The sequence below is a fragment of the Sandaracinus amylolyticus genome (assembly GCF_021631985.1).
In the GTDB taxonomy this organism is placed as follows: Bacteria; Myxococcota_A; Polyangia; order Polyangiales; family Sandaracinaceae; genus Sandaracinus; species Sandaracinus amylolyticus_A.
Window position 1 is genome coordinate 8,711,664 of record NZ_CP070225.1, and the last position, 19,370, is coordinate 8,731,033.

The window sequence follows — 19,370 nt, forward strand, 5'->3', positions numbered from 1 at the left end:
GAGGCCGCGAGGGGACGCTGCTATCCTGATCCGCATGGAAGCTCGCGACCTGCGCCGGATGACGGTCGAGGAGTACATCACGCTCGATCGCGCGAGCGACGAGCGCTGGGAGTACGTGAACGGCGCAGCGTTCGCGATGGCGGGCGGAAGCCCCGAGAACGCGTTGGTCGCCACCAACGCGGCGCTGGCGCTCCGGAACGCGGCAAGTGGCTCGTCACGACGGGTGTGCGCGAGGGGACCGTCGAGCTCGAGTCGATCGGCGCGACGCTCGAGGTCGCGGAGCTCTGGGCCGATCTCGATCGACTGCGCTGACCCCTAGGGGCAGAAGACGATCTCCCAGTCTTCCCCGGCGCAGGCGCGGACCGGGCTCGGGTCTTCGCCGCGCTGGTCGTCGCCCGACCACGCGTAGCCGTCGTCGCACGACTCGAAGTAGAGCGCGACCTCGCTCTCGGGGTCGTCGCGATCCGGGCTGACGCACGAGACGAGCTCGCCCGACGCGTCCTCGACGCGGCCGACGTCGGGGCACTCGGTGAGCAGCGCCGGATCGTCGCAGACCAGCGTGTCGCAGTCGGGCCGCGCGAGCGGCGTGATGCGCATCGTGAGGTTGTGCGCGTCGACGTGGCTGATGTTGTACCAGTCGAAGTCGTGGAAGTCGGTGTTGAACGTGAGCTCCGCGAGCGTGTGGCGCTCGGGGCCCGGATCGTCACCGAGGAACCCCCAGTAGCGCTTCGCGGAGAGCTCTTCCTCCGCGCTGCCGATGTCGCGGCACGCGATGGTGCCGGGCGCGATCGTCGCGCCCTCGATGTCGCTTCCGCGCATCTCGAGCATTCTTGAACAACCGTTCACGAACACGAGCGTGGTGCGTCCGTCGCCGTCGACCGCGCAGTCCTGCTCGACCGGCGCCGCGTCGGTGTCGCTCGGCTGCGCGTCGCGCGTGCTCGGCCGCGCGTCGTGCGCCACCCCGGCATCGCCCTCGCTCGCCGGAGGGCTGCCGCAGCCGAGCAGGCCCAGAAGCGCGCCGATCACCGCGATTCTCGTCATTCCATCGCTCCTCGGTCGCAGTCGGGGGAGGCGGGCGCCTCGACGTAGGCGCGCCCGAGCGCGGTCAGCTCGCCGTCGCCGCCCAGCAGATCGACGTGGTCGATCCCCTCGAAGCGCCCGGAGAACCACGCGTAGCGCTCGATGCGCGGATCGCTCTCGAGGAACGCGACCGCGTCCTCGAGGAACGCGATCTGATCGTCGACGTCCGCGGCGTCGGTGCACGCGAACTCGGTGAGCCACAGCGGCTGCGTGAAGCGCTCCTCGTACTGGCGGACGTGATCGATCAGCCAGCGCGCCTGGTCCTCGCCCTCGGGATGACAGCCCACGTAGATGTGGATCGCGATGCGATCGACGCGGCAGTCGCGGCACGCGGCGAAGAAGTCTTCGAGGTAGCGGAACGGATCGGTGTCCTGACAGTCGCCGCCGCAGTAGTTCACCGCGGGCGAGACCAGGAGCAGGCCGCGCTCGTCGGCGATCCGCTCGACCTCGGGCCACAGCGCTGCGGCCTCTGCGGCCGACAGGTTCGCCTGCGATCCGAAGTTCGGCTCGTTGAAGCCGAGCAGCGTCGTCGCGCCCTCGGGGATCTCGTCGATGTGGGTCGCGGCCTCGAAGTCGCGGCCCCACACCATCGGCACGTACTCGACGCCCGCCGCGCGATAGCTTCCGTCGCGCAGCGCTTCGTCGGGCCGGTGGTGCCAGTTGTACCACCACGAGATCGCGGGCCGGAGCGCTGCGAAGTCGGCGAGCGAGTGGTGCCCGTACGCGACGCCGCGTTTGCATCCGCGCACCACCGGCGGGGTGCTGGCGTCGTCACGCACGTCGTCGCCCGGCGTGCCCTCGCACGCGCAGCCGACGATCAGCAGCGCCCACACGAAGCGCGCGCTCATCGCGGCAGCCGCAGATCGAGGAGGCCGCGGACCACTCCGTCGTCGATCTCGGCGGGGAGCGCGGGCAGCAGCGGCGCCGCCGCCGCGGGGATCTCCGACGGATGCACGATCGCGAGCTGCACGGTCCGCGACGTCTCGTCGAGCAGCACGAGGAAGTAGCGATAGCCCTCCGCAGGCCGCCGGAACGCGGCGCCCGGACCGCGCTCGGGGCTCGCGACCGCGCCTGCCGCGGCCTCGGCGATCGTGCTCTTGTCGATGAGATCGACCTCGGGCCCGAGGCGCGACACGTCGCAGCGCGCACCGCACGGTCCTTCGCCGACGTAGCCGCCGTAGCCGAAGAAGTTCGTGCTGAAGACGTCGAGGTTCCGGTACTCGTTGTTGTCGTTGACGACCTCGAACACGTTGAACTGCCCGCAGCCGTCGCCGAGCCACCACTCCGCGGGGTTCCGCGCGTAGCACTGGCAGCTCGAGAACGCGCCGGCGCGCGCGAGCTCGCCGAGGCTCAGGCCGATCCACGGTGCGTCGTACCAGTTGCCTCCCGGGCCATCGGAGCACGGCGTGCCTGCTTCGGGATCCCCGACGTGCGGCATGCGCGCGAGCAGCACGAAGAGCTTCGATCCGGCCCAGCCGTGGTGACGTCCTTCGCCGTTGCAGAAGGGCTCGCTGCCGGGCCCACACGGGAACGGGACGTCGGTCGCGAGATCGACCAGGCACTCGGTGCCGATCGCGCCGTCGAAGCCCTCGGACTCGGTGTCGTTGCCGCGGAACGAGAGGCCGCGCGGGCTCGACGCGGTGCGCCGATCCCACGCCGACACCAGCGACCATCCCGCGGCGCTCGGCTGGTAGACGGCGAGCTGCGCGACGTTCATCGGGCCGCGCAGCGTGAGCACGAGGTCTTCGTTCCACGGGGTGAGCCGATCGCTCGTCACCTCGTGCCGCGCCATGCAGCAGCCGTTCGTGTCGTACGCGTCGCAGGGGCCGACGTCGGGATCGCGCACGCTCGGGTACCAACCGGTCGCGCCGATCTGTTGGAACGTGATCGTCCCGCCGTGCGAGGGCGGATCGAGCACCGGGAGATCGGGAGGCCCGAGGCCGCCATCGAGGCTCGGGGGCGGCGCCGCGTCGACACCGATCACGCGTGCGTCGCGTGTCGCGGCGTCGTGTCCGATGCCGCCGTCGAGCTCGCTCGTGGGCCGCTCGTTCGAGCAGCCCAAGGCGATCATCGCGATCGCGAGAATCGAGGTCCGTCGATCGGACATTCCGCTCCTCTCGGCAGATGAGTGGAGCGATCCGAGCGCAGTGGTGGCGAAATCGTCCGCCCCGAAAATGAACGAGCCCTCCCGCCTCGCGGCGAGAGGGCTCGGCTCGTCGATGGACGATCAGTCGACGATCGGATCGAGCGCGATCTCGACGCGCTGCGTCCCGAGCCCGACGCGCTCCTCGACGATCACGCGGCCGCGCGCGAGATCCATCGTCATCGCGGGATCGCCGTCGCGCGCCGTCACGTCCGCGTCGCGCACGACCTCGCGACCGCCGCAGCGCGCGTAGCCGGAGTCGAACGTCGTGCCGTAGAGCGTCTCGCCACCGCAGCGCACCTCGACGCGGCAGTCGAACCCGCCGCCCTCGACCGGCATGCGCTCCACGGTGCACTGCTCGCCCATCGCGACCACCTCGGGCCCGTGGGTCGCGACGACGTGGCCGTCGCGCACGAGCGGGGTGACCGCCGCCCTGGTCGCGGCGTACGCGCGCGCACCGCCGTGGCACGCGCCGCGCGATGCGCCGACCGCGAGCATCATCGAACCGACGAGCGCCACGCCCGCCATGATCGACGCGCCGAGGCGCATCGACCAGCGGAGCCCTTCGACGTCGTGCTCCGCGGCATCCAGCTTCGTCGCGTCGCTCTTCTCGTGGGGGGCGCGCACGCCGCCGCGATGCTCGTCGAGCTCGCGGCGTAGCACTTCCGCCTCACGGGTCTTCTGGGCGTGGGCTGCGCGGAGCAGCGCGATCTCCGACTTGGCCTCGTCGAGCTCGCGCTGCTGAGCATCCACGCGCGCCTGGATCGAAAGCAGCTCGTCCCGGTGCGTCATGACCCCATCATGGGCTTGGTCCCGCTCCGAAGAAAAGGGGCGCACGCACGATCGTGAGCACGTGTCCTTACCTCGGATCCGGCAGGGGTCTCGTGCTAATCAAGCGGCCCCATGCCGACCGACGATCAGCCCGCACCGGGGTTCTTCTTCCGCTTCTTCGTGCTCGCCTGGATCGCGTACTTCCGCACGCTGTTCGACGCGGATTTCGCGGCCGGCGTCGCGCGGCTCCGCGAGGGACGGCCCGCGCTGCCGCCGCCTCCCGAGCCGGAGCAGAAGCCCGCGCCCGAGAAGAAGAAGCCCGAGCCCGAGAGGCCGGTGCTGCGCGAGGCGACGCCCGACGCCGCGCTCCAGCTGCTCGCGCTGCTGCAGCGCGAAGGTCGATTCGTGGACTTCCTCGAGGAGGACGTGGCGAGCTTCTCGGACGCGCAGGTCGGTGCGGCGGCGCGCGTGGTGCACGAGGGTTGTCGCAAGGCGCTGCGCGAGCACGTTCCGCTCGAGCCGGTGCGCAGCGAGGACGAGGGCGCGAAGGTGACGCTGGAGAAGGGCTTCGACGCGAAGGCGATCCGTCTGACCGGCAACGTCGTCGGTGAGCCGCCGTTCAAGGGCGCGCTCGCGCATCGCGGCTGGCGCGCGAAGGACGTGAAGCTGCCGAAGATGGCCGAGGGGCACGACGCGCGCGTGATCGCGCCGGCGGAGGTGGAGCTGTGAGCAAGGAGGGCGCTTCGTTCGCGATCGGGATCGACCTCGGGACGACGCACTGCGCGCTCTCGTACGTCGAGCTCGATCTGAGCGAGGGCGAAGAGGTCGCCCAGCACGTGCTCGAGGTGCCGCAGTCGGTCGCGCCGGCGCAGGTCGAGAGCCGCGCGCTGCTGCCCTCGTTCCTCTACTTGCCGCACCCGGGCGAGCTCGCGCAGGGCGCGCTCGCGCTGCCGTGGAGCGAGTCACCGCCGCAGTGCGTGGGCGAGCTCGCGCGTGCGCTCGGGAGCAAGACGCCGATCCGCTTGGTCTCGAGCGCGAAGAGCTGGCTCTGTCATCCCGGCGTCGATCGACGCGCGCCGATCCTGCCCGCGGGGCTCCCGCCCGACGCGAGCGACGTGCCGCGCATCTCGCCGCTCCAGGCGTCGATCCAGTACCTCGAGCACCTGCGAGATGCTTGGAACACCAAGCATCCCGAGGCGCCGATCGAAGAGCAGGACGTGGTGATCACGGTGCCCGCGTCGTTCGATCCCGCGGCGCGCGAGCTGACCGCGGAGGCGGCGCGCGAGGCCGGGCTCGGCGGCGCGGTGCTGCTCGAGGAGCCGCAGAGCGCGCTCTACTCGTGGATCCAGCGCACGGACGGGAAGTGGCGCGAGCAGGTGAAGGTCGGCGACGTGATCCTCGTCGTCGATCTCGGCGGCGGCACCACCGACTTCTCGCTGATCGCGGTGCTCGAGCGCGAGGGGAACCTCGAGCTGCATCGTGTCGCGGTCGGCGATCACATCCTGCTCGGCGGCGACAACATGGACCTCGCGCTCGCGCACACGGTGCGCGTGAAGCTCGAGGCCGAGGGGCACTCGCTCGATGCGTGGCAGGTGCAGGCGCTCACGCACGCGTGTCGCGCCGCCAAGGAGCAGCTGCTCGGCGAGCGCCCCGCGGCGGAGAGTGTCGCGATCGTCGTGCCGAGCCGTGGCTCGAAGCTGATCGGCGGATCGCTGCGCACCGAGCTCACGCGCGAGGAAGTGGAGCGCGTGCTGGTCGAGGGCTTCTTCCCGGTGGTCGACAGCAAGGCGCGCCCGATGGGCCGCGCGCGCGGCGCGCTGACGCAGATCGGTCTGCCGTTCGCGCAGGATCCCGGGGTGACGCGGCACCTCGCGGCGTTCCTCGGCAAGCAGATCGCGGCGACCGAGGCGCTCGAGGGCTTCCGTGCGAGCGCGCCGGACGCGACGTTCCTCCATCCGACGGCGGTGCTCTTCAACGGCGGCGTGCTGAAGTCGCCGGTGCTCGCGTCGCGCATCGTCGACGTGCTCAACGCGTGGCTGGTGAAGGACGGAGCGCCGAAGGCGCGGGTGCTCGAGGGCGCGGATCTCGATCTCGCGGTGGCGCGTGGCGCGGCGTACTACGCGTACGTGCGTCGTGGTCGCGGCGTGCGCATCCGAGGCGGCACCGCGATGAGCTACTACGTCGGCATCGAGGCCGCGATGCCGGCGGTGCCGGGCATGGAGCCGCCGGTGAGCGCGCTCTGCGTGGCGCCGTTCGGGATGGAAGAGGGGACCGAGGCGCCGCCGGCGCCGCAGGAGCTGGCGCTGGTGGTCGGGGAGCCGGTGCAGTTCCGGTTCTTCGGCTCGAGCGTGCGACGCGACGACGAGCCGGGGACGTTGCTCGATCGATGGCAGGGCGAGGTCGAGGAGCTGCCTCGGATCGAGACGACGCTGACGAGCGAAGGGCGCACTCCTGGGGATCTGGTGCCGGTTCGGCTTCGGGCTTCGGTGACGGAGGTCGGGACTCTGTCGCTGAATGTGATCGCTCGGGATGGGGAGCGGTGGCATCTGGAATTGGATGTTCGTCACTCGTCGTGAGGCCGCGCGGGGAGAGGCTTCGGTGAGGGGCGCGGGGAGGGGTCTCGTGCTCGGACAGCACGCGCCGCGTGCTCTCGACTTCACGCGCGAACCGGCTCGCCCTTCGGGCATCGCGGCCGAATTGGTCGGGCTCGCGCTTCGCGCATCGCGCCGACTCCAGTGCTGGGGCTGTGGCCTCGCTCACGTCTCGCGCGTTGCGACGACGAACTCGATCAGCGCGCGGACCGCGCTCGAGCGGGCGGTGGCGCGCGGGTACACCAGCGAGAACGGGCGCTTCGCGCCGCGGTGCTCTTCCAGCACTTCGACGAGCTCGCCGCGGCGGAGCGCGTCGGCGACCATGAAGTCGTAGGCGTACGCGAGGCCGAGGCCGGCGCGGGCGAGCGCGACCACGCCGACCATGTCGTCGGAGCAGCGGTAGCGCGCCAGGGGCTCGATGCGGCGGGGCGGCGTGCCGAGCTCCCACGGTATCGCGCGGCCGGTGCGCGGGAGGACGAACGTGATGCAGTCGTGCGACGCGAGATCGTCCGGCGTCTGCGGACGCCCGCGCCGCGCGAGGTACGCCGGGCTCGCGACCACCGCGAGCGGGAACGAGCCGAGGCGCCGCGCGACCAGCGATTGGTCGCCGATCGCGCCGTGACGGATCGCGAGGTCGCACTGGTCGCGCACGAAGTCGACGTTGTGATTCGAGACCTGCATCTCGACTTGTACGTTCGGGTTGAGACGGTGGAACTCGTCGAGCCGCGGCGCGAACCGGTGCAGGCCGTACGTCGTCGGCACGCTGATGCGCACCACGCCCGAGGGGGTGTCGCGCTTCTCGCGCATCGCCTCGCCTCCCGCGCGCAGCAGGGCGAGCGCCTGCGCGGCGTGCTCGTAGTAGCGCCGGCCCTCGTCGGTCGCCGCGAGGCTCCGGGTGGTGCGGCGGAACAGCGACGCACCGAGCTCCTCCTCGAGACGCGCGACGCTGCGGCTGACCGCCTGGGGCGTGAGCGCGAGCGCCCGCGCGGCGCGGGTGAAGCTGCCGAGCTCGTAGGTCCGGCAGAACGCCTCGAGGTGAGCGAGGGGAGGGAGCGCGGTCATCTTCAATCGATACGTACAACTGAATGACGCACCGCGCCTCTCACGCCGCGCCGACCGGCTCCGTACATCTCCGGCATGACGAGCCATCGAACGGTGCTCGCGACCAGCGCGCTCGCGCTCCTCGCGTGCTGCGCACCGCGACACGAAGACACCGCACGAGAACCGGAGAGCCAGATGACCCAGAGGCCGACGATCCTGATCGCGATGACGAGCCACGACCGCAAGGGCGACACCGGCGAGCCCACGGGCGCGTACCTGCCCGAGATCGCCGAGCCCTACGAGGTGTTCGTCGAGGCGGGCTACGACGTGGAGTTCGCGTCGGTGCGCGGAGGGCGCGTCCCGCTCGACGGAGTCGATCGCAGCGTGCCCGCGGTCGCGCGCTTCCTCGACGACGAGCGGCTGGTCGCGCGCCTCCACGCGAGCATCGCGTCGCGCGACGTCGACCCCTCGCGCTACGCAGCGATCTTCTTCGCCGGTGGGCACGGCGCGATGTGGGACCTCCCCGAGGACCCCTCGTTCCAGCGCGCGACCGCGTCGATCTACGAGCGCGGCGGCGCGGTGGCGGCGGTGTGTCACGGGCCCGCGGCGCTGGTGAACGTGCGGCTCGCCGATGGTCGCGCGCTCGTCGCGGGGCGCACCATCAGCGCGTTCACCGACGACGAGGAGCGCGCGGTGCAGCTCGATCGCGTCGTGCCCTTCCTGCTCGAGAGCACGCTGCGCGAACGAGGCGCGAGCATCGTGACCGCGCCGCTCTGGCAGCCGCGCGTCGCGGTCGACGAGCGTCTCGTCACCGGGCAGAACCCCGCGTCGGCTGCGCCGGTCGCGCGTGCCCTGGTCGAGCTGCTCGCGACGCGGCGCTGAGGTCGCGTACGCTGGAGCGATGTTGCAGCGAGCGTGGTGGGCTTCGCTGGCTCTGACGTGGGCCGGTTGTTACGCGTCGCACGAGCTCGAGACCGGAGCTCCGACGTGCGAGGCGCCAGTCGGGTCGGGCGTCGCTTGCGAGCCGGATCGCGCGGTGTGGCCCGACGGGGCGTGCCGCGACGCGAGCGGGACGGCGATCGCGTTCCGGGTCGGTGGGGGGCTCGCCGCGTGCGAGATGCGAGGAGACGCATCGGGGTGGGCCGCGCGTCCGGCGTGCGGTGAGGCGCACGACGGAACCCACGCCGCGTCGTGCGAAGGTGCGACGCCGAGCGGGCCGCTCGCGTTCGCGTGGTGGCCGACGCGCCCGCCTTTCGCCGAGCGGACCTTCGATCCCGCACCGGGCACCTGCGAGGTCGCGCTCGAGGCCGAGCCCGACGGTCCGTGGGAGCCGCTGCGCGGCGTCGACGAGATCTGCGCCGACGTCGAGCCCTCGTGCTCGACGCCGGTGGTGATCGATCTCGTCGCGCGCGGGGGCGATCCGTGCGGCGGCTCGGAGTTCGTCGAGCGCTGCCGCGCCGAGGTGGTGGACGGACGGATCGTGCTGCGCGCGGAGTCTGCGCCGGCGCGCATCGCGGGGTGCTTGACCGAGCTCGGGGATCGCGTCGCCCGCTGCGCGCTGCCGCCCCTTCCGGTCGGGCGCTACGAGGTGGTCGACGATCTCGGTCGCACCCTCGGCGCGATCACGATCGGCGCCGAGGGACGCGGAGGTCGTGCGTGCACCGAGCTTCCCATCGACGAGGTCGATGGATCGGCGCGCACCCATCGACGCGGTGAATGACTCGTACTGCTGCCCGGATGTTGGTTCCGGGATCGATGTTCAGCCCGGAACCAACATCCGGGCAGAGGTACTAGCGCAGCGAGGCGAGGGCGGCGCGGTAACGATCGTTCCCCGGCGCCAGCACCATCGCGCGTCGATACGCGCGCGCCGCGCCGTCGCGATCTCCGGCGCGGAGGCGCGCCGCGCCGAGCCCCGCGAAGATGCGCGCGTCGCTGGGCGCGATGCGCGAAGCGGCCGCGTACTCGGCGGCCGCGCGGTGGAAGTCTCCGGCGCGGAAACGATCACGAGCGCGCGCGAGCACGGTCTGCAGCGTGTCGTTGGTGCGCGCGGGGCGCGCCGGCGCGATGCGCGACGCGGGGACCGGCGCGGTGACCCGCGGCTGGGCGCGGCGACCACGACGTCCACGGCGCACGCGCGGCTCGGGCGGCGCCTCCTCCACCGCGAGCTCGGGCTCCGGCTCGGGGATCTCGACCGCGGCGGGCGCGACCGGCGCGGGCGCGACGATCGGCGGCGCTTCGACCTGGGCCGGCGCGATCGCGACGACCGGCGCTGCCACCACCGGCGGCGCGTCGTGGCCGCCCCGGCTCGTCACCGCGACCAGCGCGACCGTCGCCAGCGCGCCGACACACGCGGCGATCACGTGCGAGGGCTCGACCCGCCACGCGCGCAGCTTCGCGCGCATCGCGCCGATCGACCACACGCTCGCGCTCGACCCGGACGCGGTGAGCGGCAGCAGATCCGAAGGCACCGCCGGCGGCGGCGGCAGCACCACGGGGGCCACCCGACCGTCGGGCGTCGCGTTCACGCTGATCGGGTTCGGCGTCGCGTCCATCGCGCGCAGCCACTCGCGGATCTGCGCGTCGCGCGCGCTCATCAGCGCGTGCCCCGCGCTGTTCACGAACGCCGCGACCTCGGTCGACGACACGTGCGGCGCGCGGGTCGCGAGCCACCGCACCAGATCCGCGTGCAGCTCGCGCATCGAGCAGCGCGTCTCGGGCGAGCGATCGAGCGCGCGCAGCACGATCGCGTCGAGCGTCGCGTCCCCGTCGCTCGCGATCTGCGAGGGCGGGACGATCGGCGAGTTGCGCACCTTCGTGAGCACCTCGAACGCGCCCTTGCCGCGGAACAGACGACGCCCGGTGAGGCACTCCCAGAGCAGCACGCCGAGCGACCACACGTCGGCCGACGAGCTCGGCCGCTCGCCGCTCACCAGCTCGGGCGCGACGTAGCGGAACTTGCCCTTCACGTGGCCGACCTCGGTGCCGACCACGTTGCGCGCGGTCTTCGCGACCCCGAAGTCGATCAGCTTCGCGATGCCGCTGCGCAGCACCATCACGTTCGGCGGGCTCACGTCGCGGTGCACGAGGTGCAGCGGCGTTCCGTCGAGCGCCTTCGCCTGGTGCGCGTAGGCGAGCGCGGCCGCGATCTCCGAGACGATCTTCGCGACGACTGCGACCGGCACGCGCGTCTTGGTGCGCTCGCACTCCCCGAGCAGCTCCGAGAGCGTGAGGCCGTCGAGGTACTCGGCCGCGATGTACGTCAGCGCGTCCTCGAAGCCGGTGTCGTGGATCTGCAGCAGGTTCGGGTGGGCGAGGGCCGAGAGCGCGCGCGCCTCGTCGAGGAACATCCCGACGTGCTGCGGGCTGTCGAGCAGGTGCGCGCGCGGGGTCTTCACCACGACGAGACGACGCACCGCGCCTGGACTGCTGACGAGCGCGAGATGGACGTCGGCCATGCCGCCGCGGCCGAGCAGCCCGAGGAGCACGTAGCGCCCGAAGCGCGCAGGCGTCGCGCACGCCCGCGTGCCCGAGCTGGGCTCGGGCGCGCTCGGGGTCGCGCTCGAGACCTTGGCGATCACGGTCACGAGCGTGGCAGATGGCAACAACCGATCCGCTGGATTTTGGCATGCGATCTCGCGATCGGAGCGGAGCACGCGCTGCGCCGTGGAGCGCGCGGTGCGCCACGCTCAGGCGCTCGGAACGCGGACCTTGATCCAGATCTCGAAGTCCACGCTCCCGCCGACCGGACCGTCGTTCACGTAGTGGTCGACCGCGACGAAGTCGTCGGCGACGGCCCCGCTCCGCGGGAGCCACACCGAGTCGATGCGAGCGCCGGTAGGTCTCCTCGACGCCGGCGACGTCGCCCGCGTAGCGGAACACCGCGTAGCGACCCGCCGGGATGCGGCCCCGGAAGAGCGGCGCCGGGAGCGCGACCTCCGCGGAGCACGGCATGCACGCGTGGTAGCGACAGAGCTCGGGCGCCGGCACCCGCGGGCTGTCGTGGGCCATGCCGTACGCGTCGACGGCGTCGCCGCAGATGCCGAGCGCGCGTCCGCGCGCGATGAGCTCGTCCCAGGTGCGCACGAGCGCGGGCAGGTCGTAGCCCTCGGGGCTCGCGAGGCACGCGACGTCGAGCCCGGCGAAATCGACCCAGCGCACGCTCTTCGCGAGCGCGTCGTGCTCGCGGCGTCGAGTGGCCTGGTCGGTGGCGGGCGGCAGCACGTAGAGCGATGCGGGATCGAAGCTCGCGCCGAATGGCTGCCTCGTCTCGTCGTGTCCTGGTCACCGGTGCATCGCGCGGCATCGGTCGCGCGACCGCGCTCGCGCTCGCGCGCCGTGGTGATCGTCTCGTGCTCGCGGCGCGCGACGAGCTCGCGCTGCGCAACGTCGCGCGGGAGGTCGTGGCGCTCGGTGCCGAGGCGATCGTGATCCCGTGCGACGTGACCGACGACGCGAGCGTGTCGAGCGCGATCGAGCGCGCGCTCGCGACCACGTCGCGGCCGAGCTCCTGCGCGCGGTCGATCGTGCACCTCGCGCCTACGCGGCGAGCCCGGTGTTCCGCGCGTTCCTGCGCCTCGCCGGGATGTTCCCGGCGTGGGCCGAGGCGCGCATGGGCGCGAGCACGAAGTCGCTGCTCGCGTTGCCTGGCTAGGTGGGGCGCGCCTTCGCGGCCAGTGCGAGCACCCACACGCGACCGCGCGTCGTGCCCACCGCGAGCCGCGTGCTCCCCGGCGCGATCGCGACGCTGACCGGGCGATCCTCACCGCCCCGCAGGGTGAATCGCCCGAGCAGCGAGCCGTCGTGGGTCGAGCGGATCTGCAGCCACGTCGGGTCCCACAGCACGAACCAGCGCTCGTCGGGCGCGATCACGATCGTGTCGCCACCCGGGTGCTTCATCGCCCAGCGCTCTTCGCTCGACTCCGTCGCGCACCGCACGAGATCGGTTCGGTACACCTCGCCGAAGCTCGCGGTGGCGTATCGCGCGACCGCCACCACCTCGGCGCCGCCGGCGAGACGTGCGCACGACCAGAGCTCGGGCTGGCGCGGGGCCCAGGGCACGCGATCGAACACACCGGTCTCGCGATCGAAGCGGATCGTCGAGCACCCGTCGAGGTGCGCGAGCAGGAGCTCGACCCAGCGTCCGTCGGGGGACACCGCGAGCGGCGTCGAGCTGAAGCGCGGGCCGGGGCCGACGAGGTCGAGCTGCGCGGTGACGGCGTCGATCTCGTGCGCCCAGCCTCGTCCGGTGCGGGGATCGATCACGCCGATCCCGTAGTGCGGCAAGTGCTGCGCGTCGTAGCGCTCGCCCAGGTACGCGACGCCCGCTCCGTCGGGTGTCCACCGCAGGGTCCGCCGCACCCACGGCGACGCGATGCGCGGGCCTTCCCAGCTCGCCGTCGTGAGCGACCACATCGCGAGCGAGTCCGAGCCCGTCGCGATCACGGCCGCCCGCGCGTCGGGCGAGATGGCGAACGACTCGACGCCCGGCGCGCCGAGGTCGACCGCGGTCGTCGCGCGCTCCGACTCGACGTCGAGCGCGAGCACCCGCGGTCCTCGATGACCCGCGCACCAGAGTGTCCGTCCGTCGTCGACCCATGCGAGCAGCGCGGCGCTCGATCCGGGGTGCGCCTCGAATCGCGCGACGCGCTCCACCACGCGGCCCTGCACCTGCAGCTCGGGGGCTCGTCGTGTGCTGCGCTCTCCAGCCATCGAGCGAGCGTGCCACGAGCGCGCGATCCCTGGGTCGAGCGCGCCTGCACGTGGCAGGCTGAGGGCCATGAGGCGTGCGCTCTCGCTCTTCGTTCTCCTGCTCGCCGGGTGCAACACCGGGCATCTCGGGTCGGCGTGCTCGTCACACGACGACTGCGAGGACGTGCTGGTCTGTGGCGCGAGCGAGGGCGCGCCCTACTGCACCCGGCGCTGTCGTCCCGATGCGCAATCGAGCGAGTGCCCCGACGGCTGGTCGTGCACGCCGCGCACGGGCGAGCCCGCGCGCGGACTCTGCACCCAGGACTGATCACTCCCAGCTCTTCAGCTTCCGCCACAGCGTGTTCCGCCCGATCCCCAACACACGCGCGGCGTCGCCCATGTTCCCGCTGCACGCCTCGAGCACGCCGAGCACGTGCTCGCGCTCGACCTCGTCGAGCGGTCGCAGCTTCACCCGCTCCCTGGGCGATGCCGATCGCGGCGACGAGAGCTCCTCGGGCAGATCCTCGAGCCGGATCTCGCTGCCACGCGCCAGCGCCGCGCCGTGCTTCACCGCGCTCTGCAGCTCGCGCACGTTGCCCGGCCACTCGTACCCGAGCAGCGCGTCCTTCGCGTCCTGGGCGAAGCCCTTCGCCTTGGTGCGCGGCTCCGCGGCGAGGAAGCTCTTCGCGAGCGCGAGCACGTCGTCGCGCCGCTCGCGCAGCGGCGGCACCCGCAGCGTGAGCACCTTGAGCCGGTAGTAGAGGTCCTCGCGGAATCGTCCCTCGCGCACCAGCTGCGCGAGATCGCGATGGGTCGCGCACACGATCCGCACGTCGACCGCGAACGCGCGGTTGTCGCCGACGCGCCGCACCTCTCCGTCGGCGAGCGCGCGCAGCAGCTTCGCCTGGAGCACGAGCGGCATCTCCCCGATCTCGTCGAGGAACAGGATGCCGCCGTCGGCCTCCTCGAAGAGCCCGGGCTTGTCCTTGTGCGCGCCGGTGAACGCACCTCGCGCGTGCCCGAAGAGCTCGGACTCGAGCAGCTCCGCGGGCAGCGCCGCGACGTTCACCGCGACGAACGCCTTGCTCGCGCGGGGACCGTTCGCGTGCAGCACGCGCGCGACGACCTCCTTGCCGGTGCCGCTCTCGCCGGTGATCACGACCGGCGCGTCGTTCTCCGCGAAGCGCGCGGCGCGCCGGAACAGCTCGCGCATCGCGCGGCTCTCGCACACCACGCGCTGGGCGTGACGGGTGCCCTTCGCGACCGGGAGGAGGCCGCAGTGCGGACAGGTCTCTCCCGCGACGTGCACGTGTTCCATCCGTTCCATCATGGAACGCATGACGCGGATGCGCGACCGCGCCTCGAGACCGCCCGATCCCAGGGCGTTGTCCGGCGTGCGCGCGATCCCTACGACCACCTCGGGGAGGTGCGCGCGTGACGACGAAGTCTCGCTCCGAGGTGGGGGCCCCCGGCGTCGGGGCCCCGACCGAGACGATCTCCGCGTGAGCGCGCGCCGACGGCTCGCCGTGATCGCGGCGCTGTGGCTCTGCTCCGGGCTCGCGCGCGCCCAGGACGCCGAGGTCGAGCCGACCGATCTCGACCTCGCCGAGGAGCCGTCGATCGATCCCTCGACGCCACGACGGCTGATCGCGTCGTTCCTCGCGAGCGCGCGCGACGGCGAGTGGGACGTGGCCGCGCTCGCGCTCGATCTCCGCGAGGTCCCGCGCGACCAGCGCACCGAGGTCGGGCGCGAGGCGGCGCGCGATCTCGAGACCGTGCTGAGCGCCGAGCGGGTCGCGCCGACCTCGCTGCCCGACGAGCCCGAGCCCGGCGGCGATCGTGCGATCGAGATCGTGCGGCTCCCGACCGTGGAGCAGGGCGTGGTGCTGCGGCGGGTCCGGGGAGGCGAGGACCCAGCGTGGAAGTTCTCGGCGTCGACGGTGCGCGCAGCCGCGCTGCTCGCGGAGGGCGTCGATCGCGGACCGATCGGGAGCCGCGCCCCCGACTGGCTCCGCAAGCCGCGGGTGCTCCGGCTCGAGCCCTGGCAGTGGATCGTGCTGCCGATCGCGATCCTCGTCGCGCTCGGGTGCGCGTTCCTCGTCGATCGCGTCACGAGCGCGATCGCGCGTCGCTTCGCGCGGCGGCTCGGGAACGACCTCGTGGACGCGCTGTTCGAGCGCCTGCGCGGGCCCAAACGCGCGATGTTGACCCTCGCGTTCCTCGGGCTCTTCGCGATCCTCGTGCGGTTCTCGCAAGGCGCGCTCGACGTGCTCGGCCGCGCCTACGTCGCCGCGTGGTCGCTCGCGGTCGGCTGGGCGTTCTGGCACTTCGTCGATCTGCTCGCCGAGCGCGTCGAGGAGCGCGCCGCGGCCGAGGACCACTGGCGCGCCCGCGGGGTGCGCACCCGCGCCGGGATCGTGCGCCGGATCCTCCACGTCGCCGGCATCGTCGTCACGATCGCGGTCGTGCTCCTGCAGTTCGACGTGGTGCGCCAGCTCGGCCTCTCGCTGCTCGCGTCCGCGGGCGTCGCGGGCATCGTGCTCGGCATCGCGGCCCAGCGGACGTTGGGGAACCTCTTCGCGGGGATGCAGCTCTCGTTCTCCCAGCCGCTGCGGGTCGGCGACGAGATCGCGATCGAGGGCGAGACCGGCACCGTCGAGGAGATCAACCTGAGCTACGTCGTGCTGCGGCTCTGGGATCGACGTCGCCTCATCCTGCCGATCCCGAAGCTGCTCGAGACGCCGTTCGAGAACTGGACCCGGCTCGGCACCGACATCGTCGGCGTCGTGCTCGTGCCGGTCGACTTCACCACGCCGTTCGCCGCGGTGCGCGGCGAGGTCGAGCAGTTCGTGCGCGCGCATCCGCTCTTCGACGGCGCGACGCTCGCGGTGCAGGTGATCGCGATCGAGGATCGCACTGCGACGCTCCGCGTCCTCGTCAGCGCGGCCGACTCGGGGGCGCTCGTGCAGCTGCAGTGCGCCGTCCGCGAGTTCGTGCTCGGTGTGCTGCAGGGGCTCGAGGGCGGTCGATATCTTCCGCGCGTGCGCGTCGAGGAGGAGAGCGCTGCGTCGTCGAGCGAGGCGCGCGCGAGGTTGTCGTGACACCGGCGGATCCCATGTGCCGGCGAAACGCCGAGGAACGAGACGATGGCGAACACGAAGACCCCGCAGCGTAGGTTCACGGCGAAGACGGCAGGCGGTCGCGCGCGACGCCGGGGACGCACCGAGGTGAGCGCGACGCCGATCGCGATCCGCAGCTCGGTGCCGCTCACTCCCGCGTTCGAGACCACGATCCGCGAGCGCCTGGCGCGCGCGGTCGGCCACATGGCGACGCTGATCGAGCGCGGCACGGTGCGCTTCGAGGACGTGAACGGTCCGCGCGGCGGCGTCGACGTCGAGTGTCGGGTGCGCCTCGTGATGAGCGGTCTGCCGAGCGTGGTCGCGAGCGCGCGCGGGGCCACCGCGCCGAAGGCGTTCGCCGCGGTGCTGCCGAAGGTGAAGACGAGCGCGCAGCGCACGGTCGACAAGCGCGCGATCGCGGCGCCGCCTCCGACCAAGAAGGCGGCCAAGAAGGCCCCGGCGCGTCGCGCCAAGAAGGCCGCCGCCGTCGGCGCGGGGAGCCTGATCGGACGTCGGGTGGGACGCAGCGCGGCGAACCTCGCGGCGGCGCTCGATCGCCCGGAGAAGCGGCGTCGCGACGCGTACGTCGACACGTCGCTGCCCGGCGTGAGCGCGAGCGATCGTCGCGCCGGCGGCGGCTCGACCGCGCGCCGCAACACGAAGAAGCGCACGTCGCGGATGACCGCGACGCTCGAGGACTCGCGCACGACGCCGTCGCGCAAGTCGACCCGCCCCGGCGGGCCGAACCGGATGCGCTCGGGCAACAAGCTCGCCCAGCGCGCCCGCGCGTCCACGACGAGCCCGAAGGCGCGCGCCAAGCGCGCCCGCTCGCCGCGCCCCAGCTGATCCGATCACACGGTCGGCACCAGCGCGCGCGGCGGCAGGGCCCAGTGCGCCCGCGCGAGACGCTCGGCGCGCGGCGCGTTGCGCTCGATCGAGGCCCGCACGATCGCGGCCTCGTTCCGCAGGTGCGCGAGCTTCGCGTCGTCGAGGTCCCCGAAGCGCGTCGCGTCGCTCATCACCTTGGCGACCAGCTCGTGCGCCACGGCGCGCCCTTCGGCGTCGGGGGCGACCAGGCCCATCTCGAGCGCGATCTCGAGCACCGCGTCGAGCACCTCGAGATCGTTCGCGCCGTGGCGCAGCGGCGCGTCGATCGCGAGCGACACGTACTCCCGCAGATCGGTCGCCATCACCGACACCCGCGGCGTGCGATCGCGGTCCACGACGTTCCAGTCCCCGAAGGGCTGCCGGGCGAGGTGCCGCAGCACCGAGCGCAGCTGCTGCAGCGCCTGGCGCGCCGTGTACGAGTCGTTCGACGACGACGAGAGCGCTCGCGACGCGACGTCGGCGAGGATGCGGATGCCGTAGCCGGGATCGTACTCGGGGTCGCGCGTCGGGCTCGCTTCGAGCGCGCTCGCGAGGCGCGCGATCACGCGCGGCGGCACGGGACCGCTCGCCGCGTCGGTCATCACCCAGCCGACCACCTCGCCCTCGTCGACGTAGTCGCCCACCGGCCGGCTGATCCGCACGCGCACGCCCGCGCGGCGCGCCACGCGCGCGAGCCGCGCGACGTCGACCCGCACCACGTAGCCCGACGCCGGCGAAGGAAGCGGATGGGCCCACGCCGGCAGCGCCAGGCGCGCGACGCGATCGAGCGCGAGCGAGCGCGCATCGTCGCGCAGGCGATCGGCGGCCTCGAAGGCCGACTGCCGCACCAGCGCGAGCACCCGCTCGACGCGCATGAACCGGAACGTGCGGTTCAAGTCGATCATGAGCAGCGCGAACGCGCCGACCAGGAGCGCCAGCGCGCCGGTGACGATCGGCTGCGGGCGAGGCGTCTGCGTCGCCGCGAGCCCGAGCTCGCGGAGCGCCGCGACGATGTAGCCGGTCGCGAGCACGAAGAGCGGCACCGCGCGCCGCAGCGGTGCGTTCTTCAGATAGAACGGCACGAGCCGCGGCGAGTATTGATTGGCGGCCGACTGCACCACCGGCGCGTTCAGCGAGAGCACGATCGTGAGCACGGTGAACTGCAGACCGAACATCGTCGCGAGCGCCTCGCGCGCGCCGTCCGGCGTGCCGCGCCATGCTCTGCCGAGCGCGTACGTCAGCTCCTCGCCGAGCCCTTCCCGGGCGACCAGCCGTCCCAGCGTCGCGCCGAGGACCAGCGCCGCGATCATCACGAGATAGAACGGGTCTGCCAGCAGCCTGCGCAGCGTTCGATGGCGCATGACCGCTCCCATAGGTCCCTCGCCGAGAGCGCCGATCGGGCACCGCTCTTGCGATGGCTCCATGCGATGGACGAGCGCGACGATCGCGAGGCCGAGGGCGACACGACGCCGCACGTCACGCTCCGCTTCGTGCTGGGATGCGCCTCGCTGGCGCGTGAGCGGCTCGCCGCGGATCTCCGCGCGTGGGAGCGGCTCGCGGCGCGCGATGCCGCGCTCGACGTCGGGCCCGCCTCGGCGCGGTGGCATCGCATCGTCGGTCTCTCTCTGCGCGCGCCTTCGCATGCTCGCGCCGCGATCGCGCGGGGGCGCGCCGCGTGCGCGCGAGTGGCCTCGCGCCTCGCCCCGTGGTGGCGGCCTCTGGAGCGTTCGTCGTTCGCGCGCAGGGTCGTCGTGCTGCGCGCGATGTGGCGCGACGAGCTCGCGGTGGCCGAGCGCGTCGGACGCGCCGAGGAGGCGCGAGGTCGGGCCCTCGCTCGCGTCGGGCTGCGCGAGATGTCCGATCGTGTGTTCGATCGTCTCGCGACGAACCCCGACGTGCAGGCGCTCGTCGCGACGCAGAGCGCGTCGGTGACCAGCACCGCGCTCGACGAGCTGCGCGCCGCGATCGCCGACGCCGACGAGAGCGTCTCCACCGCGTTCCAGCGCTGGATCGACGATCCGCGCGGCCAGCTCGCGGCGCTGCGACGTCGCGCTCCGCGGGGAGCGTAGC

Annotated in this window: 20 protein-coding genes and 1 pseudogene; 10 read left to right on the forward strand and 11 right to left on the reverse strand. The window is 72.8% G+C overall.

From position 1 onward, the window contains the following. Nucleotides 1–34: 34 nt before the first annotated feature. The gene (locus tag I5071_RS36960; protein ID WP_236518067.1) at nt 35–319 is read left to right on the forward strand and encodes a Uma2 family endonuclease; all 285 of its coding nucleotides are present in this window, start codon (nt 35–37) and stop codon (nt 317–319) included. Here the strand turns inward: I5071_RS36960 and I5071_RS36965 are convergent. The 4 genes from I5071_RS36965 to I5071_RS36980 all read right to left on the reverse strand — a co-directional run bounded on the left by I5071_RS36965 (nt 316) and on the right by I5071_RS36980 (nt 4,015). Further along, complete coding sequence (locus I5071_RS36965; protein WP_236518068.1) at nt 316–1,041, reverse strand: thaumatin family protein; 726 nt, start codon at nt 1,039–1,041, stop codon at nt 316–318. The two genes, I5071_RS36960 and I5071_RS36965, sit on opposite strands and share 4 nt — an antisense overlap. Beyond that, nucleotides 1,038–1,928: a glycoside hydrolase family protein gene (locus I5071_RS36970; protein ID WP_236518069.1), complete on the reverse strand. Its 891-nt coding sequence runs from the start codon at nt 1,926–1,928 to the stop codon at nt 1,038–1,040. The genes I5071_RS36965 and I5071_RS36970 overlap by 4 nt, the downstream gene beginning before the upstream one ends. Beyond that, nucleotides 1,925–3,187, reverse strand: coding sequence for a DUF2403 domain-containing lipoprotein (locus I5071_RS36975; protein ID WP_236518070.1), 1,263 nt, complete (start codon nt 3,185–3,187; stop codon nt 1,925–1,927). The genes I5071_RS36970 and I5071_RS36975 overlap by 4 nt, the downstream gene beginning before the upstream one ends. Nucleotides 3,188–3,307: 120 nt before the next feature. After that, complete coding sequence (locus I5071_RS36980) at nt 3,308–4,015, reverse strand: hypothetical protein (RefSeq protein WP_236518071.1); 708 nt, start codon at nt 4,013–4,015, stop codon at nt 3,308–3,310. A 111-nt stretch (nt 4,016–4,126) separates the two neighbouring features. On the opposite strand from I5071_RS36980, the gene I5071_RS36985 reads away from it, so the two are divergent. Next, nucleotides 4,127–4,723, forward strand: coding sequence for a DUF2760 domain-containing protein (locus tag I5071_RS36985; protein ID WP_236518072.1), 597 nt, complete (start codon nt 4,127–4,129; stop codon nt 4,721–4,723). Beyond that, nucleotides 4,720–6,570: an Hsp70 family protein gene (locus I5071_RS36990; protein WP_236518073.1), complete on the forward strand. Its 1,851-nt coding sequence runs from the start codon at nt 4,720–4,722 to the stop codon at nt 6,568–6,570. The genes I5071_RS36985 and I5071_RS36990 overlap by 4 nt, the downstream gene beginning before the upstream one ends. Nucleotides 6,571–6,750: 180 nt before the next feature. On the opposite strand, the gene I5071_RS36995 is transcribed toward I5071_RS36990, so the two are convergent. Beyond that, entirely contained in the window at nt 6,751–7,734 is a 984-nt protein-coding gene (locus I5071_RS36995; protein WP_236518074.1) for a LysR family transcriptional regulator, read from the reverse strand. A gap of 87 nt (nt 7,735–7,821) precedes the next feature. Between I5071_RS36995 and I5071_RS37000 the strand changes: the two genes are divergently transcribed. Further along, entirely contained in the window at nt 7,822–8,508 is a 687-nt protein-coding gene (locus I5071_RS37000) for a type 1 glutamine amidotransferase domain-containing protein (protein ID WP_419249683.1), read from the forward strand. 19 nt (nt 8,509–8,527) lie between these two features. After that, a complete protein-coding gene (locus I5071_RS37005; RefSeq protein ID WP_236518076.1) occupies nt 8,528–9,346 on the forward strand; it encodes a hypothetical protein in 819 nt (272 codons plus the stop codon). Nucleotides 9,347–9,416: 70 nt separating this feature from the next. On the opposite strand, the gene I5071_RS37010 is transcribed toward I5071_RS37005, so the two are convergent. The 3 genes and pseudogenes from I5071_RS37010 to I5071_RS47085 form a co-directional block, all read right to left on the reverse strand. Beyond that, nucleotides 9,417–11,204, reverse strand: a complete 1,788-nt coding sequence (locus tag I5071_RS37010; RefSeq protein ID WP_236518077.1) for a serine/threonine-protein kinase — start codon at nt 11,202–11,204, stop codon at nt 9,417–9,419. Between the two features lie 108 nt (nt 11,205–11,312). Further along, on the reverse strand, nt 11,313–11,441 hold the full coding sequence (locus I5071_RS46725; protein WP_268921178.1) for a hypothetical protein: 129 nt from the start codon (nt 11,439–11,441) through the stop codon (nt 11,313–11,315). Between the two features lie 25 nt (nt 11,442–11,466). Continuing rightward, nucleotides 11,467–11,847 (reverse strand): annotated as a pseudogene (locus I5071_RS47085) (GyrI-like domain-containing protein); the annotation flags it as partial. Nucleotides 11,848–11,879: 32 nt separating this feature from the next. On the opposite strand from I5071_RS47085, the gene I5071_RS47090 reads away from it, so the two are divergent. Further along, the gene (locus I5071_RS47090) at nt 11,880–12,374 is read left to right on the forward strand and encodes an SDR family NAD(P)-dependent oxidoreductase (protein WP_236518078.1); all 495 of its coding nucleotides are present in this window, start codon (nt 11,880–11,882) and stop codon (nt 12,372–12,374) included. Here I5071_RS47090 and I5071_RS37020 read toward each other — a convergent pair. Further along, nucleotides 12,274–13,335 (reverse strand): WD40 repeat domain-containing protein, encoded by a 1,062-nt coding sequence (locus tag I5071_RS37020; RefSeq protein WP_236518079.1) that lies wholly within the window; start codon nt 13,333–13,335, stop codon nt 12,274–12,276. The two genes, I5071_RS47090 and I5071_RS37020, sit on opposite strands and share 101 nt — an antisense overlap. 67 nt (nt 13,336–13,402) lie before the next feature. On the opposite strand from I5071_RS37020, the gene I5071_RS37025 reads away from it, so the two are divergent. Then, the gene (locus tag I5071_RS37025; protein WP_236518080.1) at nt 13,403–13,642 is read left to right on the forward strand and encodes a hypothetical protein; all 240 of its coding nucleotides are present in this window, start codon (nt 13,403–13,405) and stop codon (nt 13,640–13,642) included. On the opposite strand, the gene I5071_RS37030 is transcribed toward I5071_RS37025, so the two are convergent. Further along, entirely contained in the window at nt 13,643–14,632 is a 990-nt protein-coding gene (locus tag I5071_RS37030) for a sigma-54 interaction domain-containing protein (protein WP_236518081.1), read from the reverse strand. It abuts the gene before it with no gap. A gap of 184 nt (nt 14,633–14,816) precedes the next feature. Between I5071_RS37030 and I5071_RS37035 the strand changes: the two genes are divergently transcribed. Together I5071_RS37035 and I5071_RS37040 are read left to right on the forward strand one after the other, a co-directional pair. Continuing rightward, the gene (locus I5071_RS37035; RefSeq protein WP_236518082.1) at nt 14,817–16,415 is read left to right on the forward strand and encodes a mechanosensitive ion channel family protein; all 1,599 of its coding nucleotides are present in this window, start codon (nt 14,817–14,819) and stop codon (nt 16,413–16,415) included. Between the two features lie 45 nt (nt 16,416–16,460). Then, on the forward strand, nt 16,461–17,279 hold the full coding sequence (locus tag I5071_RS37040) for a hypothetical protein (RefSeq protein WP_236518083.1): 819 nt from the start codon (nt 16,461–16,463) through the stop codon (nt 17,277–17,279). 5 nt (nt 17,280–17,284) lie between these two features. Here the strand turns inward: I5071_RS37040 and I5071_RS37045 are convergent, their stop codons facing one another. Further along, complete coding sequence (locus I5071_RS37045; RefSeq protein WP_236518084.1) at nt 17,285–18,661, reverse strand: DUF2254 domain-containing protein; 1,377 nt, start codon at nt 18,659–18,661, stop codon at nt 17,285–17,287. Here I5071_RS37045 and I5071_RS37050 point away from each other — a divergent pair. Continuing rightward, nucleotides 18,653–19,369 (forward strand): hypothetical protein, encoded by a 717-nt coding sequence (locus I5071_RS37050; protein WP_236518085.1) that lies wholly within the window; start codon nt 18,653–18,655, stop codon nt 19,367–19,369. The two genes, I5071_RS37045 and I5071_RS37050, sit on opposite strands and share 9 nt — an antisense overlap. Nucleotide 19,370: the final 1 nt, after the last annotated feature.